This window comes from Kitasatospora sp. NEAU-69 (genome assembly GCF_057158765.1).
This window is the reverse complement of sequence record NZ_JBWXUE010000004.1, coordinates 260,612-278,987: the sequence shown is the minus strand read 5'-3', so window position 1 is coordinate 278,987 and position 18,376 is coordinate 260,612. Positions and strand designations below refer to the sequence as shown.

At 72.0% G+C, this 18,376-nt stretch carries 9 protein-coding genes; 8 read left to right on the top strand and 1 reads right to left on the bottom strand.

What is annotated here, in order from left to right:
* Positions 1-18: 18 nt before the first annotated feature.
* Entirely contained in the window at positions 19-2,652 is a 2,634-nt protein-coding gene (glgP, locus tag AC060L_RS07160; RefSeq protein WP_483797683.1) for an alpha-glucan family phosphorylase, read from the bottom strand.
* 1,088 nt (positions 2,653-3,740) lie between these two features.
* On the opposite strand from glgP, the gene AC060L_RS07155 reads away from it, so the two are divergent.
* The 8 genes from AC060L_RS07155 (at position 3,741) to pyk (ending at position 18,331) form a co-directional block, all read left to right on the top strand.
* A complete protein-coding gene (locus tag AC060L_RS07155; protein ID WP_483797759.1) occupies positions 3,741-5,666 on the top strand; it encodes an alpha-1,4-glucan--maltose-1-phosphate maltosyltransferase in 1,926 nt (641 codons plus the stop codon).
* On the top strand, positions 5,663-7,366 hold the full coding sequence (gene treS / locus AC060L_RS07150) for a maltose alpha-D-glucosyltransferase (protein ID WP_483797682.1): 1,704 nt from the start codon (positions 5,663-5,665) through the stop codon (positions 7,364-7,366). Before AC060L_RS07155 ends, treS begins: the two co-directional genes overlap by 4 nt.
* A 272-nt stretch (positions 7,367-7,638) precedes the next feature.
* Positions 7,639-9,171 carry a maltokinase N-terminal cap-like domain-containing protein gene (locus AC060L_RS07145; protein WP_483797681.1) on the top strand — a complete coding sequence of 511 codons (1,533 nt, stop codon included), beginning with the start codon at positions 7,639-7,641 and terminating at the stop codon, positions 9,169-9,171.
* A gap of 81 nt (positions 9,172-9,252) precedes the next feature.
* A complete protein-coding gene (glgB, locus tag AC060L_RS07140) occupies positions 9,253-11,781 on the top strand; it encodes a 1,4-alpha-glucan branching enzyme (protein WP_483797680.1) in 2,529 nt (842 codons plus the stop codon).
* A gap of 262 nt (positions 11,782-12,043) precedes the next feature.
* On the top strand, positions 12,044-13,276 hold the full coding sequence (locus tag AC060L_RS07135) for an alpha/beta hydrolase (RefSeq protein ID WP_483797679.1): 1,233 nt from the start codon (positions 12,044-12,046) through the stop codon (positions 13,274-13,276).
* 164 nt (positions 13,277-13,440) lie between these two features.
* Positions 13,441-15,633 (top strand): phosphate acetyltransferase, encoded by a 2,193-nt coding sequence (pta, locus tag AC060L_RS07130; protein ID WP_483797678.1) that lies wholly within the window; start codon positions 13,441-13,443, stop codon positions 15,631-15,633.
* Positions 15,633-16,841, top strand: a complete 1,209-nt coding sequence (locus AC060L_RS07125) for an acetate kinase (RefSeq protein WP_483797677.1) — start codon at positions 15,633-15,635, stop codon at positions 16,839-16,841. Before pta ends, AC060L_RS07125 begins: the two co-directional genes overlap by 1 nt.
* A gap of 59 nt (positions 16,842-16,900) precedes the next feature.
* Complete coding sequence (gene pyk, locus AC060L_RS07120) at positions 16,901-18,331, top strand: pyruvate kinase (protein ID WP_483797676.1); 1,431 nt, start codon at positions 16,901-16,903, stop codon at positions 18,329-18,331.
* Positions 18,332-18,376: the final 45 nt, after the last annotated feature.

The following is an 18,376-nucleotide window of genomic DNA, read 5'->3' as shown; positions in this document are numbered from 1 at the left end:
CCGGTCCATGAGCACCGGTCAGCGCAGCATGCCCGCGTCCATCCCGGCGCTCTCGGCCGGCAGCGCGACCAGCCCCAGCTCGGCCGGCGAGGCCAGCAGCGGATGCGTCGGCAGCACCCGGACGGTGTAGCCGAACGGGCCGGTGCGGTTCAGCTCCAGGGTGCCCTCGTAGCGCTGGCGGCCGTCCAGGTCCGGGCCGCCGACCGGCTTGAGGGTGTGCAGCTCGGCCTCCTCGATCCGGTCCCGCTCGTCCACCGCGCCGGAGACGACCTGCACCTCGACGTCCTCCGCCGCCAGGCTGCCGAGCGCGACCCGGACCCGCAGCGCGAGCGCGGCGCCGAGCTCCGGCGCCTCGGCCGGCGCCGCGGCGTCCACGTGCTCGACCCGGATGGCCGGCCAGGCGGCGCGCACCTTGGCCTTCCAGTCGGCGAGCAGCCGCGCACCGCTGCCGTCGCCGGCCCCGGCCCCGGCCAGCGCGCGCTGGGCGAGCGCCGCGGGCATGTAGAGCCGCTCGACGTACTCGCGCACCATCCGGCCGGCCAGCACCTTGGGGCCGAGCGTGACCAGCGTGTGCCGGACCATCGAGATCCAGCGGTGCGGCAGGCCGTCGGCGCCCCGGTCGTAGTAGCGAGCGGCCACCTGGTGCTCGATCAGGTCGTAGAGCGCGGCCGCCTCGATCTCGTCGCGCTGGTCCTCGTCGAAGCCGGGACTGTCGGCGGTCGGGATCGCCCAGCCGTTGCGGCCGTCGTACCACTCGTCCCACCAGCCGTCGAGCACCGAGAGGTTGAGGCAGCCGTTCAGCGCGGCCTTCATGCCCGAGGTGCCGCAGGCCTCCAGGGGGCGCAGCGGGTTGTTCAGCCAGACGTCGCAGCCGGGGTAGAGGTGCTTGGCCATCGCCATGTCGTAGTCCGGCAGGAAGACGATCCGGTGGCGCACCGCCGGGTCGTCGGCGAACGCGACCAGCTGCTGGATCAGCCGCTTGCCGCCGTCGTCGGCCGGGTGGGCCTTGCCGGCCACCACGATCTGCACCGGGCGGGTCGGGTGCAGCAGCAGCGAGCGCAGCCGGTCCTGGTCGCGCAGCATCAGCGTGAGCCGCTTGTACGAGGGCACCCGGCGGGCGAAGCCGATGGTGAGCACGTCGGGGTCGAGCGCCGTGGCGGTCCAGCCGAGCTCGGCGTCGCCGGCCCCGCGCTGGTGCCAGGCGGCCCGGATCCGGCGGCGGGCCTCCTCGACCAGCTGGCCGCGCAGCGCCCGGCGGACCTCCCAGATCTCCGCGTCGCCGATCAGCTCGACCCCGCCCCAGCGCTCGGCCGAGCCGACGGACATCGCGCTCTCGGTCCGGTCCGCGCCGATCTCGGCGGCGCCGAGCCGGACCACCGCGGGGTCGATCCAGGTCGGCGCGTGGACGCCGTTGGTGATCGAGGTGATCGGCACCTCGGCGGAGTCGAAGCCCGGCCAGAGCGCGCCGAACATCTGCCGGCTGACCTCGCCGTGCAGCGTGCTGACGCCGTTCGCGCGCTGGGCGAGCCGCAGGCCCATCGCGGCCATGTTGAAGAGCTTGGGGTCGCCCTCCGGCCAGCTCTCCAGGCCGAGCGCGAGCACCTGCTCGACCGGGACGCCGCGCAGCGCCGCGTCGCCGCTGAAGTGGCGGGCGACCAGCTCGCGGTCGAAACGGTCGATGCCGGCCGGCACCGGCGTGTGGGTGGTGAAGAGCGTGCCGGCCCGGACCGCCTCCAGCGCGGCGGCGAAGTCGGTGTCCTGACCGGCGACCAGCTCGCGGATCCGCTCGATGCCGAGGAAGCCGGCGTGGCCCTCGTTGGTGTGGAAGACCTCGGGCTCGGCGTGGCCGGTGAGCCGGCAGAAGGTGCGCAGCGCCCGCACGCCGCCGATGCCCAGCAGCATCTCCTGGAGCAGCCGGTGCTCGCTGCCGCCGCCGTACAGCCGGTCGGTCACGTCGCGCTCGGCGGCCGCGTTGGCGTCGATGTCGGAGTCGAGCAGCAGCAGCGGGACCCGCCCGACCTGGGCCTTCCAGATCTGCGCGGTCAGCCGGCGGCCGGCCGGCAGCGCCAGCTCGACCCGGCAGGGCTCGCCGTCCTGCTCGCGCAGCAGCGTGACCGCGAGCTCGTCCGGGTCGAGCAGCGGGTAGCGCTCCTGCTGCCACCCCTCGCGGGTGAGCGACTGGCGGAAGTAGCCGTGCCGGTAGAACAGCCCGACGCCGATCAGCGGCACGCCCAGGTCGCTGGCGGCCTTCAGGTGGTCGCCGGCCAGGATGCCGAGGCCGCCGGAGTACTGCGGCAGCGCGGCGGCGATGCCGTACTCGGGCGAGAAGTACGCGACCGCGGTCGGCCCGTCGCCCAGGCCCTGGTACCAGCGCGGGGCGCCGAGGTAGTCGTGCAGGTCGTCGGTGAGGTCGCCGAGCCGGCGCAGGAACCGCCGGTCGGCGGCGAGTGCGGCGAGCCGCGCCGCCGGCACCTCCCCGAGCAGCCGGACCGGGTCCTCTCCGACGGCCTCCCAGACCCCTGGGTCGACCGAGCGGAACAGCTCCCGGGTCTCCGGATGCCAGGACCAGCGGAGATTGTGAGCCAGCTCGTGCAGCGGCTGGAGCTGTTCGGGCAGGACAGTGCGGACGGTGAATCTGCGGATGGCCTTCACGGCCCGAAGCGTAGACCGCCTTGGAGGGGTGATGGAGCGTCAACTCTCATAAGACTGAGCCATTCGGGCGATGGATGAGATTGCGCCAGGCGCAGAGGCGATGTCATAGGGGCGCATAACGTACAAACATGCGCCCAGGCGCACGCCGGGCGCTTGACGGTCGGTCAGATTCACGGCAGCTGATGGCTGATCTGCTCCCCCTGAACATCAAGATCTAGGTCCGTACCGAGTGGTAGGACCTGCGAACAGTGCGAGGATAGGCACAGGCCGCTGTCGCAGCGGGTGCGGCATGGGTGGCGAACCCCGTGCGGCGCGGCCGGTCCTCCGCGCATCCGAAAACTTTCCTGATACCCCGTTAGCCCAGTCGGTCCACGTGGCGACCCCTGCGTGTGCCAAACGCGTGTCCTCAAACCCGAGCCGGTCGTTTCCGGGGTGGGTCGGAATCGCCCTTCGGGCGTGCCGCGAGGCCGCGCGCCGGGACGTGCGCCGTCTCGCAGTTCCGGACCGCCGCGGGCGCCGGATGCGGCCAGTTTCCGGGGCGCGGTGGTACGGGCAGGCTCCGGTCGCTCGTCAGTCCCCCACCCAGTAGTCCTCCCGGCACACCGCTGCGCGCCGAGCCCGCGGGAGCTGCCGACGATCTCGGGCAGGAGTTTGGCATGTACGGCGACACACGGGATCAGTCCGCACTGATGGCCGAGGGGTTGGAGCCGCCGACCGCGCCGGTGTCGATTCCGGCACCGATTCCGGCCATAACGGAGCAGTTCGCGGTGCGCGCCCCCCGAACGGGCGAACCGGAGCCGGAGATCTCCGCGGCGGCGGCGACCCGCGCCCCGCGCAAGGCTGCGAGCACGGCCTCCCCCGCCGCGAAGACCACCGCTGCCAGGAAGACCAGCGCCACCAAGAAGACCGCCACCACCAGGACCGGCGCCACCAAGACCACCACTGCCAAGAAGACCAGCGCCGCCAAGACCACCGCCGCGAAGAAGACCACCGCAGCGAAGACCAGCAGCACCAGGACCAGCACCGCCAAGCCCCCGGCCGCCCCCCGCAGGACCCCCGCCCCGCGCCGGACGAAAGTGAGCGACCCGATGATCGGCCGGATCCCCGTGCTGGACGTCGCCCCCCAGGTGGAGGGCGGCCGCCGCCCCGCCCGCGCCGTCGAGGGCGAGACCTTCCTGGTCAGCGCGACGGTCTTCCGCGAGGGCCATGACGCGGTCAACGCCAACGTGGTGCTCCGCGACCCGCGCGGCCGCAGCGGCCCGTGGACCCCGATGCGCGAACTGGCCCCCGGCACCGACCGCTGGGGCGCCGAGGTCACCCCCACCTCGCAGGGCCGCTGGACCTACACGGTGGAGTCCTGGAGCGACCCGGTCGAGACCTGGCGGCACACCGCCACCATCAAGATCCCGGCCGGCCTGGACGTCGACCTGGTGCTGGAGGAGGGCGCACTGCTGCTGGAGCGCGCCGCCGCCGGCGTGCCGAAGAAGGAGGGGCGCGACTACGTGCTGGCCGCGGCCGAGGCGCTGCGCGACCCGGCGCTGCTGCCGCTCTCCCGCCTCGCCAGCGCGCTCGCCCCGACCGTCACCGCGCTGCTGGAGCGCTACCCGCTGCGCGAGCTGGTCACCGCCTCCCGCCCGCTGGCCCTGCAGGTGGAGCGGCGCCGGGCGCTGTACGGCTCCTGGTACGAGTTCTTCCCGCGCTCCGAGGGCGCCACCCTGAACCCCCCGCGCTCGGGCACCTTCCGCACCGCCGCCGAGCGGCTGCCGGCCGTCGCGGCGATGGGCTTCGACGTGCTCTACCTGCCGCCGATTCACCCGATCGGACTCGCGTACCGCAAGGGCCCGAACAACACCCTGACGGCGGGTCCGGACGACGTCGGCTCCCCGTGGGCGATCGGCTCGCACGAGGGCGGCCACGACGCGATCCACCCGGACCTCGGCACCATCGAGGACTTCGACGCCTTCGTCACCCGCGCGAGTGAACTCGGGCTGGAGATCGCCCTGGACTTCGCCCTCCAGGTCTCCCCCGACCACCCCTGGGTCAACAAGCACCCCGACTGGTTCAGCCACCGGATCGACGGCACCATCGCCTACGCCGAGAACCCGCCGAAGAAGTACCAGGACATCTACCCGATCAACTTCGACCAGGACTTCGACGGCCTGGTGATCGAGACGCTGCGGCTGCTGCGGCACTGGATGTCGCACGGCGTGCGGATCTTCCGGGTCGACAACCCGCACACCAAGCCGGTGCACTTCTGGGAGAAGGTGATCGGCGAGATCAACGGCACCGATCCCGACGTCATCTTCCTGGCCGAGGCGTTCACCCGGCCGGCGATGATGCACACCCTGGCCAAGATCGGCTTCCAGCAGTCCTACACGTACTTCACCTGGCGCAACAGCAAGCAGGAGATCACCGAGTACCTGACCGAGCTGTCCGGCGAGGCCGCGGCCTACATGCGGCCCAACTTCTTCGCCAACACCCCGGACATCCTGCCCAGGCACCTGCAGCACACCGGCCCGGCCGCCTTCGCCGTGCGCGCCGTGCTGGCCGCCACGCTGTCGCCGAGCTGGGGCGTCTACGCCGGCTTCGAGCTGGCCGAGCACACCCCGGCCGGGCCGGACACCGAGGAGTACCTGAACAGCGAGAAGTACCAGCTGCGCCCGCGCGACTGGAGCCGCACCGACACCCTCGCCCCGCTGCTCACCACCCTCAACGAGCTGCGCCGCACGCACCCCGCGTTGCAGGAGCTGCGCAACCTGACGTTCCTGCCGTGCGACAACGAGCAGGTCATCGCGTACGCGAAGCGGACCGGCGACGACCACGTGATCACCGTCGTCAACCTCGATCCGTGGCACCCCCAGGAGGCCACGGTCACCCTCCCGGCCGACGGCCCGTTCGACCTGCACGACGAACTCACCGGAGCCGACTTCACCTGGCGCCGCCACAACTACGTCCGGCTCGACCCCTCGGGAACGCCGGCCCATCTCCTCACGGTTCGGAGGACCTCCCTGTGATTGTGAACGAGCCCGTCCACGACACCTTCGCGGACACCGAGAAGAAGGACTTGGACCCGGAGTGGTTCAAGCGTGCGGTCTTCTACGAGGTCCTGGTGCGGTCCTTCCAGGACAGCAACGGCGATGGTGTCGGCGACCTCAAGGGGCTCACCGAGAAGCTCGACTACCTCCAGTGGCTCGGCGTGGACTGCCTCTGGCTGCCGCCGTTCTTCGCCTCGCCGCTGCGTGACGGCGGCTACGACGTCGCCGACTACAAGTCGGTGCTCCCCGAGTTCGGTGACCTGGCCGACTTCGTCGAGTTCGTGGACGCCGCGCACAAGCGCGGCATGCGGGTGATCATCGACTTCGTGATGAACCACACCAGCGACCAGCACCCGTGGTTCCAGGCCTCCCGCAACGACCCCGAGGGCCCGTACGGCGACTTCTACATGTGGGCCGACGACGACAAGCAGTACCCGGACGCGCGGATCATCTTCATCGACACCGAGACCTCCAACTGGACCTACGACCCGGTCCGCAAGCAGTACTTCTGGCACCGGTTCTTCTCGCACCAGCCGGACCTGAACTACGACAACCCCCGGGTCCAGGAGGAGATGATCGCGGGGCTGCGGTTCTGGCTGGACCTCGGCATCGACGGCTTCCGGCTGGACGCCGTGCCGTACCTGTTCGCGCGCGAGGGCACCAACTGCGAGAACCTCCCGGAGACGCACGAGTTCCTCAAGCGGCTGCGCAAGGAGATCGACGCCGACTACCCGGACACCGTGCTGCTCGCCGAGGCGAACCAGTGGCCCGAGGACGTGGTCGACTACTTCGGCGACTTCTCCTCCGGCGGCGACGAGTGCCACATGGCGTTCCACTTCCCGGTGATGCCGCGGATCTTCATGGCGGTGCGCCGCGAGTCCCGCTACCCGGTCTCGGAAATCCTCGCCAAGACGCCGACCATCCCGCACGGCTGCCAGTGGGGCATCTTCCTGCGCAACCACGACGAGCTGACCCTGGAGATGGTCACCGACGAGGAGCGCGACTACATGTACGCGGAGTACGCGAAGGACCCGCGGATGCGGGCCAACGTGGGCATCCGCCGCCGGCTCGCCCCGCTGCTGGAGAACGACCGCAACCAGACCGAGCTGTTCACCGCACTGCTGCTCTCGCTGCCCGGCTCGCCGGTGCTCTACTACGGCGACGAGATCGGCATGGGCGACAACATCTGGCTCGGCGACCGTGACGGCGTGCGCACCCCGATGCAGTGGACGCCCGACCGCAACGCGGGTTTCTCCTCCGCCGACCCGGGCAGGCTCAGTCTGCCGCCCATCATGGATCCGGTGTACGGCTACCAGGTGACCAACGTCGAGGCGCAGCAGAGCAGTTCTTCGTCGCTGCTGCACTGGACGCGTCGCATGATCGAGATCCGCAAGCTCAACCCGGCCTTCGGCCTGGGCAGTTACACCGAACTCCCGTCCAGCAATCCGGCTGTGCTGGCGTTCGTGCGCGAGTACGAGGGCGACCTGGTCATGTGCGTGAACAACTTCTCCCGCTTCCCGCAGCCCACCGAGCTGGACCTGCGGCAGTACGGCGGGCGGTATCCGGTCGAGCTGATCGGCGGGGTGCGCTTCCCGTCGATCGGCGAGTGGCCGTACCTGCTCACGCTGGCCGGGCACGGCTTCTACTGGTTCCAGCTGCGCAGGCCCGGCGCGCAGTAGCGAGCGACCGGGACCGAATCCGCAGTAACGATCAACCCGCTCCGCCAGCTCCGTCCGGTTCTGCTCCGTTCGGGTGGTGCGGGGCCCGCCCCGCGCCCCCTGGCCGGCCCCGCACCACCACGTACGGAGAACAGCCCAACGAGTACCCACCCTCAGGCGTGACACCCGAGGATCCCTCGCGTGCCGCCGCAGCAGCGCCGCCGAAATCCGGAAGACTGGCGGGCCCGGCCAGATCTGTCGGGCCGTCAGCCCGTCTCCGGGGAAAGGGAGTCATGTCGGAAATCTCCCGTTCTCAAGCCCACGCCCACCGGGATGCGGGCACCGCCCCGCGGGGTCCGGTCGGTCCGGGCGGACCGCACGGGGCCGCGGGCCGCGGCACCGGGGCACACGCCCCGGGCACGCACGGCAGCAGACCGCGCGGCAGCGGTTCGCTGGCGGTCGGAGAACTGGTCCAGGCCGCACTGCCGCTGATCGCCGACTGGCTACCCAGCCAGCGCTGGTACGCCGGCAAGGGACAGGCGATCACCGGGTTGCACCCGCTCACCGCGACCCCGCTGGTGACCGGCGACCCGGCGATGCTGCACCTGCTGCTGCGCGTCGAGCACAGCGGCGGCGCGGACACCTACCAACTGCTGCTGGGCCTGCGCACCGAGACCTCCCCGGGGCTGCCCCCGGAGTCCGTGCTCGGCCGGCTCACGCACGGCCCGTACGACGGCGCGGCGCTCTACGACGCGGTGCACGATCCGGAGCTGACCGGGCGGCTGCTCGCCCACCTGGCCACCGCCGACCGCTTCGGCCCGCTGTCGTTCCGCCGCACCCCGGGCCCCGGCCTGCCCAGCGACCTGCCAGGGCGCGCCGGCACCGCCGAGCAGAGCAACACCTCGGTCATCTTCGGCACCTCGTTCATCCTCAAGCTGTTCCGCCGGATCAGTCCGGGCACCAACCCGGACCTGGAACTCTCACTGGCGCTCTCCCGAGCCGGCAGCACCCGGATCCCCCGGGTCGCCGCCTGGTTCGAGAGCCGGATGGAGGCCGCCGAGCCGGCCACCCTCGGGCTGCTGCAGCGCTTCCTGCCGGATGCGGAGGACGGCTGGGAGCTGGCACTGGACCAGGTGGCCCGACTGAAGGGCGATCCGAGCCCCGGCAACTTCGCGGTGGAGGCGCACCGGCTCGGCCGGGCGACCGCGGAGGTGCACCGGGTCCTGGCCCGGGCGCTGCCGGTGGCCCGGCTGGACCGCGACCAGATCGGGCAGCTGGCCACCGCGATGGCCGAGCGGCTCGACGCCGCGGCGGCGGCGGTCCCGGCGCTGCGCCGCTACCGGCCGGCGCTGCACACCGCGTTCGATCAGCTGACCGGGGATCAGCTGACCGGCCTGACCGTCCAGCGGATCCACGGCGACCTGCACCTCGGGCAGGCGATGCGTACCCCGCACGGCTGGGTGCTGCTCGACTTCGAGGGCGAGCCGGCCAAGTCGGTGGCCGAGCGGCGGCTGCCGCAGCCGGCGCTGAAGGACGTCGCGGCGATGCTGCGCTCGTTCGACTACGCGGCCGCCCACCTGCTGGCCGGCGCCGAACCGGATCCGCGGCTGGCGCACCTCGCGGCCAGCTGGGCGGCCCGCAACCGGACGGCCTACTGCGCCGGGTACACCGCGGCAGGCGGCACCGACCCGGCCGGCTCCCCGGAGCTGCTGCGGGCGCTGGAGATCGACAAGGCGGTCTACGAGGTGGTGTACGAGGCACGGCACCGCCCCGGCTGGCTGCCGATCCCGCTGACCGCGATCCACCGGCTCGCCACGGCCACCTGATGCCGGCCGGGCCCGGCCGGCTCTGATTAGCTCTTCACCTGACGGACCGTTCGACCCCTGCACCGCCACTGCACCACTCACATGCACTGCATTGCACCCGCCAGGAGGACCTCGACCGTGGCCCCGCTCGACCGTTCCAATCCGACCGTGCCCGCCACCTTCCTCCCGGGCCTGCCGGGCCGGCCGAAACTCCCGGGCAGCGGACCACGGCCGCGCGCGGGTGCACCGCGGCGCACCACCCCGACCCCCAGCACACGGACGACCAGCTCACCGACGACCAGCACAGCGACGACCGGCACGACGACGCTCACACCGATCACCCCCGAGCCGACCGCGACCGAGCCGACCGCCACCCCGCTGCCCTCGCCCGCCGACGCCCCGGTGCTGCGGCTGGCCGAGGCGCCGCTGCCCCCCGCCGAGATCGACCGGCTGATCGGCGGCGCCCACCACGACCCGCACGCGCTGCTCGGTGCCCACCCCACCACCGGCGGCACCGCGATCCGGGTGCTGCGCCCGCTCGCCGAGCGGGTCACCATCGAGACCGCGTACGGCCCGGCCGAGCTCACCCACCAGCAGGGCGGCCTCTTCACCGGCCTGCTGCCCGGCTCGGCGATCCCCGCCTACCGGCTGCGGGTCGGCTACCCCGGCGGCGAACCCGTCCTGCAGGAGGACGGCTACCGATTCGCCCCCACCCTCGGCGAGTTGGACCTGCACCTGATCCGCGAGGGCCGCCACGAGCAGCTCTGGCGGGCGCTCGGCTCCCACGTGCGCACCATCGACGGCGTCACCGGCACGGCGTTCGCGCTCTGGGCGCCGAACGCGGTCGGCGTCCGGCTGGTCGGCGACTTCAACCACTGGGACGGCACCGGGTTCCCGATGCGCTCGCTGGGCTCCAGCGGCGTCTGGGAGCTCTTCGTCCCGGGCCTGGCCGAGGGCACGCTGTACAAGTACGAGATCCTGGCCCGCGACGGGCGACGGCTGCAGAAGGCCGACCCGCTGGCCCGCGCCGCGCAGTGCCCGCCGGCCACCGCCTCGGTCGTGCACGGCTCCGACTACCGCTGGGGCGACGCCGACTGGCTGGAGCGCCGGGCCAGGGTCCGGCACCACCGGGCGCCGATGTCGGTCTACGAGATGCACCTGGGCTCCTGGCGGCCGGGCCTGAGCTACCGGCAGCTGGCCGAGGAGCTGCCCGGCTACCTGCGCGGGCTGAACTTCACGCACGTGGAGTTCCTGCCGGTGATGGAGCACCCGTTCGGCGGCTCCTGGGGCTACCAGGTCTCCGGCTTCTACGCGCCGTCCGCCCGGTTCGGCACGCCGGACGACTTCAAGTTCCTGATCGACGCGCTGCACCGGGCCGGCATCGGCGTGATCGTGGACTGGGTGCCGGCGCACTTCCCGAAGGACGACTTCGCGCTCGCCCGGTTCGACGGCGAGCCGCTCTACGAGCCGGCCGACCCGCGCCGCGCCGAGCACCCCGACTGGGGCACCCTGGAGTTCGACTACGGTCGCACCGAGGTGCGCAACTTCCTGGTCGCCAACGCGGTGTACTGGTGCGAGGAGTTCCACATCGACGGCCTGCGGGTGGACGCCGTCGCCTCGATGCTCTACCTCGACTACTCGCGCTCGGACGGCGAGTGGTCGCCCAACCAGTTCGGCGGCCGGGAGAACCTGGACGCGGCCGCGTTCCTCCAGGAGATGAACGCGACCGTCTACCGCCGCTGCCCCGGCGTGGTCACCATCGCCGAGGAGTCCACCGCCTGGGAGGGCGTGACCCGGCCGACCGACGCCGGCGGCCTCGGCTTCGGCCTGAAGTGGAACATGGGCTGGATGCACGACTCGCTGGTCTACATGTCCAAGGAGCCGGTGCACCGCAAGTACCACCACAACGAGCTGACCTTCTCGATGGTCTACGCGTACTCCGAGAACTACGTGCTGCCGATCTCGCACGACGAGGTGGTGCACGGCAAGGGCGCACTGGTCGCCAAGATGCCCGGCGACTGGTGGCAGCAGCGCGCCAACCAGCGGGCCTACCTGGGCTACATGTGGGCCCACCCGGGCAAGCAACTGCTCTTCATGGGCCAGGAGTTCGCCCAGGGCGCGGAGTGGAGCCACGACGAGGGACCGCAGTGGTGGGTGCTGGAGGACGGCTGGCCGGCCGCCGAGGAGCACCGGGGCGTGCGGCGCCTGGTCGGCGAGCTGAACCGGGTCTACCGCGACTCGCCGGCGCTCTGGCAGCAGGACACCACCCCCGACGGCTTCCGCTGGCTGGACGCCGACGCCGCCGAGGACAACCTGCTCTCCTTCGTCCGCTACGCCGCCGACGGCTCGCCGATGGTGGCCGTCTGCAACTTCTCGCCGGTGGTCCGGCACGGCCACCGGATCGGCCTGCCGCCGCTGGACGGCCGTGACCAAACGTGGACCGAGGTGCTCAACACCGACGCCGAGAGCTATGGCGGCAGCGGCGTCGTCAACGCCGTACCCGTCAAGGCCGAGCCGATCGAGTGGAACGGGCAGCCGCACAGCGCGGAGCTCGTCGTCCCGCCGCTGGCCACGATCTGGCTCGCCCCCGCCACCGCCACCGCCACCGCCACCGGCGGCGACCGCGGGTAACGACTGATCGACAGGGACCAGGCACGGCCTCCCGACGGCCTCGCCGCACGCCAGCACGGGCTGCTCCAGCTGCCCGGCCCGCGTGCTGCGGGGCCGTCGCCGTTGCCGCCGGGCTGCCGAGGGCGGAGCCGCTCACCGGGTACTCCCGGCAATGCGTCAGGATTCTCCCTGGAACGGGCAACCGAACGCCTGTTCCTTGCAGTCTCTCCTCATACCGGGCAGCTCGGCCCGGACAGAACAAGGATCCGGGTACCAGGGCGCGATGAAACTGACAGGCACACCCTTCTTCATCCTCACGATCATCCTGTTCGTGGCCTCCATCGCGTTGGCCGTGGTGCAGTGGCGTGGCGGCGCTGGCGGGGGTGAGCGCGACGGCGGCGGCGCCGGCGGCCGGAGTGCCCGCCGCGCCCGCAGCACGGCGCGCCGGGGCGGGCGCGGCCCGGTGGCCCTGGCCGGCTACCTGGCGACCGTGCTGTTCTGCCAGTTCACGGCCGTCGCCCTGGTCTTCGTGATCGTCAACAACCAGAACCTGCTGTACGACAGCTGGGGCGATCTGCTCGGCACCTCCAACCACGTCCGGGCGGTGCCGCCCCCGCCGAAGGACAACGGTCTGGCCGCCGACGCGGCCCAGGCCGGGGCCGGCACCGGTGCGAGCGGCGCCCCGGCCCGGCAGAAGGTGGTCCAGGCCTTCCACGCGCCGGACTCCGACGCCGTCCCGCGCGACGTGAAGCAGGCCGACCTCAAGGGCAAACTGTCCGGCGTGGACGGCGAGGTCCTGGTCTGGACCCCGCCGCAGTACGACGACCCGGCGTACAAGGACAAGAACTTCCCGGTCGTCGAGCTGCTGGCCGGCTACCCCGGCTCGTCCAGCACCTGGTTCGGCGCGACCGGCATGAACATCACCAACCAGCTCGCGCCGCTGATGAAGTCCGGCCAGGTCACCCCGTTCATCCTGGTCTCGCCGCGGGTCAACCTGCTCGCGAAGAACGACACCGGCTGCGCCGACATCCCCGGCAGGATCAACGCGGAGACCTGGTTCGACCGTGACGTCCCGCAGATGATCCTGGACAACTTCCGGACCGTCGCCTCGCCGGACCAGTGGGCGGTGGCCGGCTACTCCGCCGGCGCGCACTGCGCCACCCGCCTGGTCCTCGGCCACCCGGACCGCTTCAAGGCCGCGATCAGCATGTCCGGCTACAACGACCCGCACAACGAGGAGGACTCGCTCACCGCGCAGGACCCCACGCTGCGCGAGACCGCCAACCCGCTCTACATCCTCACCCACGCGCAGACGCCGCCGAACGTCGCGCTCTGGCTCAGCGGCCAGAAGGGCGGCGACGGCTTCGAGGACGCGACCGCGCTCCAGCAGGCGTCGAAGGCCCCCACCGTGGTCACCCAGACCGAGACCACCGGCGGGCACCTGATGACGGTCTGGCGCCCGCTGGTGCCGGCCGCCTTCAAGTGGCTCTCGGGGATCATCCCGGCCCCGCACTGACGGCCGGTCAGCCTCGCAACCGGGCGGGGGTGGGGACCTTCGTCCCTACCCTCGCCCGGCCGCTTCTGCCATGCGAACACCCACCCGAGCTGCGAAGGTATGGTCGAAGCGATGGCCGGTCCCGCAGGGGCCGGACGGAGCCTTGACGGGACGGAGAGACTCGCGTGGCGCGCAGCGTGTACGTGACCGGGATCGACCGGGGGGACGGCCGGCAGGCGGTCGAGCTCGGGGTCATGGAACTGCTCACCCGTCAGGTGGACCGAGTCGGGGTGTTCCGCCCGCTGGTGCACGCGGGGGCGCCCGGCGAGCCCGCCACCGACCACGTGGTCGAGCTGCTCCGCACCCGCTACCGGCTGGACCTGCCGGCCGCCGACCTGTACGGGCTCAGCTACGAGGAGGCCGCCGCCCTCCAGGCCGCGCAGGGCCAGGACGAGCTCGTCTCGGCGCTCGTCGACCGGTTCCGCGCGCTGGAGCGCAGCTGCCAGGCGGTGCTGGTGCTCGGCACCGACTTCGCCGACACGAACATCCCCGACGAGCTCGCGTTCAACGCCCGGCTCGCGAACGAGTTCGGCGCCTGGGTGCTGCCGGTGGTCGGCGGCCACGACGAGGACGGCGCGACCGTCACCGCCGAGGTGCGCAACGCCTACCGCGCCTACGCCGACCTCGGCTGCACCACGCTCGCGATGGTCGCCAACCGGGTCGCACCGGGCGCCAAGCAGCAGGTGCTGCGCGGCCTGGCCGGCAAGCTGCCGGTGCCCGCGTACGTGATCCCCGAGGAGCTCGCGCTCGCCGCGCCGACCGTCTCCCAGCTGGTCGAGGCGACCGGCGCCGAGGTGCTGCTGGGCGACGCCGCGGGGCTCGCGCGGGACGTGCGCGGCTTCGTCTTCGGCGGCGCGATGCTGCCCACCTTCCTGCCGGCGCTGACCGAGGGCGCGCTCGTCGTGACCCCCGGGGACCGCGCCGACCTGCTGATCGGCTCGCTCGCCGCGCACGCGGCCGGTGCGCCGCCGATCGCCGGCGTGCTGCTGACGCTCGGCCAGCACCCGAGCCCGGACGTGATGGCGCTCGCCACCCGGCTGGCCCCGGGCACCCCGGTCGCCGTCGTCCCGGAGGGCAGCTGGCTGACCGCCGCCGCGCTCACCCACCTGGAGGGCAAGCTCGGCCCGGCCACCCCGCGCAAGGCCGAGATCGCCCTGGGCCTGTTCGAACTCCACGTGGACACAGCCGAGTTGACCAGCCGGATCGAGCTCGGCAAGTCCGAGCGGGTGACCCCGATGATGTTCGAGCACGAGCTGCTGGAGCGAGCCCGCGGCAAGCGGCAGCACATCGTGCTGCCGGAGGGCGCCGAGGAGCGGGTGCTGCGCTCCGCGGAGATCCTGCTGCGCCGCAACATCTGCGACCTGACGCTGCTCGGCGAGGTGGAGAAGGTCCGCCGCACCGCCGCGAGCCTGGGCATCACGCTGCCGGGACCGGAGGAGACGCCCGACCGGGCGCACGTGCGGATCGTCGACCCGGCCACCAGCCCGCTGCGCCAGCAGTTCGCCGAGCACTACGCGCGGCTGCGCGCGCACAAGGGGATGACCGTCGAGCTGGCGCTGGACGTGGTCACCGACGTCAGCTACTTCGGCACGCTGATGGTCCAGGAGGGGATCGCCGACGGCATGGTCTCCGGCGCCGTGCACTCCACGGCCGCCACGATCCGGCCCGCGTTCGAGGTGATCAAGACCTCGCCGGGCGCGGCGATCGTCTCCTCGGTCTTCTTCATGTGCCTGGCCGACAAGGTGCTGGTCTACGGCGACTGCGCGGTCAACCCGGACCCGGACGCGCAGCAGCTGGCCGACATCGCGATCCAGTCCGCCGCGACGGCCGCCCGGTTCGGGGTCGAGCCGCGGGTCGCGATGCTCTCGTACTCGACCGGCACCTCGGGCTCCGGCAAGGACGTCGAGAAGGTCCGCAAGGCGACCGAGCTGGTCCGCGCGCTGCGCCCGGACCTGCTGGTCGAGGGGCCGATCCAGTACGACGCGGCGGTGGACGAGCACGTCGCGGCGACCAAGCTGCCCGGCTCGCCGGTCGCAGGCCGGGCGACCGTGCTGATCTTCCCGGACCTGAACACCGGCAACAACACCTACAAGGCCGTCCAGCGCTCGGCCGGCGCGGTCGCGGTCGGCCCGGTGCTCCAGGGCCTGCGCAAGCCGGTCAACGACCTCTCCCGCGGCGCGCTGGTGGAGGACATCGTCAACACCGTCGCGATCACCGCGATCCAGGCCCAGACCGCCATCGAAGCCCAGACCGCCATCGAGGCCCAGACCACCATCGAAGCCCAGCCCGGCGCGCAGACGAACGAGGAGCACTCCTGATGACCGAGGCGACCCGGGTCCTCGTACTCAACGCCGGCTCCTCGTCGGTGAAGTACCAGCTGATCGACATGCTCGACGGCGAACGGCTGGCGGCCGGCCTGGTCGAGCGGATCGGCGAGAGCAGCGGCCGCCTGGTGCACACCCCGCACGGCGGCGAGCGGCGCGAGATCGGCCGGCTCTTCGCCGACCACGCGGCCGCGCTCCAGGGGGTCGCCGAGGAGCTGGCCGCGGACGGCCTCGGCCTGGACTCGCCCGAGCTGGCCGCGATCGGCCACCGGGTGGTGCACGGCGGCAAGCGGTTCACCGCGCCGACCGAGATCACCGACGAGGTGCTGACCGAGATCCGCCGGCTGGTGCCGGTCGCCCCGCTGCACAACCCGGCCAACATCACCGGCATCGAGGTGGCCCGCGCGCTGCGCCCCGACCTGCCGCAGATCGCGGTCTTCGACACCGCGTTCCACACCACTGTCCCCGAGTACGCGGCCCGCTACGCGATCGACCGCGCGGTCGCCGACGAGCACCGGGTGCGCCGCTACGGCTTCCACGGCACCTCGCACCAGTACGTCTCGCGGGCCACCGCGCGGCTGCTCGGCAAGGATCCGGCCGAGGTCAACGTGATCGTGCTGCACCTGGGCAACGGCGCGTCCGCCGCGGCGGTGGCCGGCGGCGTCTGCGTGGAGACCTCGATGGGACTGACCCCGCTGGAGGGCCTGGTGATGGGCACCAGGTCGGGCGACATCGACCCGGGCGTCGTCTTCCACCTGCACCGGGTCGGCGGGCTCTCGATCGACGAGATCGACGACCTGCTCAACCGCCGCAGCGGTCTGCTCGGGCTCTGCGGCGACAACGACATGCGCGAGATCATGCGCCGGGCCGAGGACGGCGACGAGGCGGCCGAACTGGCGTTCCGCGCCTACGTGCACCGGCTGCGCAAGTACATCGGCGGCTACTACGCGGTGCTCGGCCGGGTGGACGCGATCGCGTTCACCGCGGGCGTCGGCGAGAACGCGGCGCCGGTGCGCGCGGCGGCCACGGCGGGGCTGGACGAGCTCGGCATCGCGGTGGATCCCGAGCTGAACTCGGTCCGCTCCGGCGCCGCCCGGATCATCTCGCCGCCCTACTCACGAGTAGCCGTCGCGGTGGTGCCGACCGACGAGGAGTTGGAGATCGCCCAGCAGGCGTTCGCACTGGTCCACAAGGGTCAGTGACCCCCTGTCGGAGGTTTCCCCCATCCCCGGGAATAACTCCTACGGATAGGATCATCGATATGCGCCGAGCGAAAATTGTCTGCACCCTGGGTCCGGCAACGGACTCGTACGAACAGCTGAAGGCCATCGTCGAAGCGGGCATGAACGTCGCCCGACTGAACATGAGCCACGGCTCCCACGCGGAGCACGAGGAGCGGTACCGCAAGGTCCGCCAGGTGGCCGGGGACACCGGCCGCACCATCGGTGTCCTGGCCGACCTGCAGGGCCCCAAGATCCGTCTGGCGACCTTCGCCAACGGCCCGGTGACCGTTGACAACGGCGACACGTTCACCATCACCACCGAAGACGTTCCCGGTGACCAGCACATCTGCGGCACCACCTACAAGGGCCTGCCCGGCGACGTGAAGCCCGGCGACCCGGTCCTGATCAACGACGGCGTCATCGCCCTGGAGGTCGTCAGCGTCGACGGCCCCCGGGTGAAGACCGTGGTGATCGAGGGCGGTGTGCTCTCGAACAACAAGGGCATCAACCTCCCCGGCGCGGCCGTCAACGTTCCCGCGCTGTCCGAGAAGGACAAGGAGGACCTGCGGTTCGCGCTGCGCCTCGGCGTGGACATGGTCGCGCTCTCCTTCGTCCGCAACGCCGGTGACATCGCCGACGTGCACAAGGTGATGGACGAGGTCGGCATCCGCGTCCCCGTCATCGCGAAGATCGAGAAGCCGCAGGCCGTCGAGGCGATGGAGGAGATCGTCCTCGCCTTCGACGCGATCATGGTGGCCCGTGGCGACCTCGCCGTCGAGTACCCGCTGGAGCGGGTGCCGCTGGTGCAGAAGCAGCTGATCACGCTGGCCCGCCGCAACGCCAAGCCGGTCATCGTCGCCACCCAGATGATGGAGTCGATGATCCACGCCTCGCGGCCGACCCGCGCCGAGGCCTCGGACGTCGCGAACGCGATCCTGGACGGTGCGGACGCGGTGATGCTCTCCGCCGAGTCCAGCGTCGGCAAGTTCCCGGTCGAGACGGTCAAGACCATGAGCCGGATCTGCGAGACGGCCGAGGAGGAGCTGGTCCGCCAGGGCCTGCAGCCGCTCAACCCGGGCCGCAAGCCGCGCACCCAGAGCGGCTCGGTCGCCCGCGCCGCCTGCGAGCTCGGCGACTTCCTGAACGGCAAGGCGCTGGTCGCGTTCACCAAGTCCGGTGACACCGCGCGCCGGCTCTCCCGCTACCGTTCGCCGATCCCGGTGATCGCCTTCACGCCGGACGCCGCGACCCGCAACCAGCTCTCGCTGAGCTGGGGCGTCGAGGCGTACGTCACCGAGCAGGTGGCCACCACCGACGAGATGGTCCAGCAGGTGGACCGGGAGCTGCTGCAGATGCGGCGGCTGGACGAGGGCGACACCGTCATCGTCACGGCGGGCTCGCCGCCCGGCGTGCCCGGCAACACCAACATGGTCCAGGTGCACCACCTGGGCATCCGCCGCGGCGTCTGACCCGACCCCGTAGCGGACAGCGCGCAGAGGGCCCCCGTCGCAACC

Bases quoted from the DNA above. Each gene is read 5' to 3' on its own strand.
- AC060L_RS07155 (WP_483797759.1), top strand. From the start codon at position 3,741: ATGATCGGCCGGATCCCCGTGCTGGACGTCGCCCCCCAGGTGGAGGGC.
- AC060L_RS07145 (WP_483797681.1), top strand. From the start codon at position 7,639: ATGTCGGAAATCTCCCGTTCTCAAGCCCACGCCCACCGGGATGCGGGC.
- glgB (WP_483797680.1), top strand. From the start codon at position 9,253: ATGCACTGCATTGCACCCGCCAGGAGGACCTCGACCGTGGCCCCGCTC.
- AC060L_RS07135 (WP_483797679.1), top strand. From the start codon at position 12,044: ATGAAACTGACAGGCACACCCTTCTTCATCCTCACGATCATCCTGTTC.
- AC060L_RS07125 (WP_483797677.1), top strand. From the start codon at position 15,633: ATGACCGAGGCGACCCGGGTCCTCGTACTCAACGCCGGCTCCTCGTCG.
- pyk (WP_483797676.1), top strand. From the start codon at position 16,901: ATGCGCCGAGCGAAAATTGTCTGCACCCTGGGTCCGGCAACGGACTCG.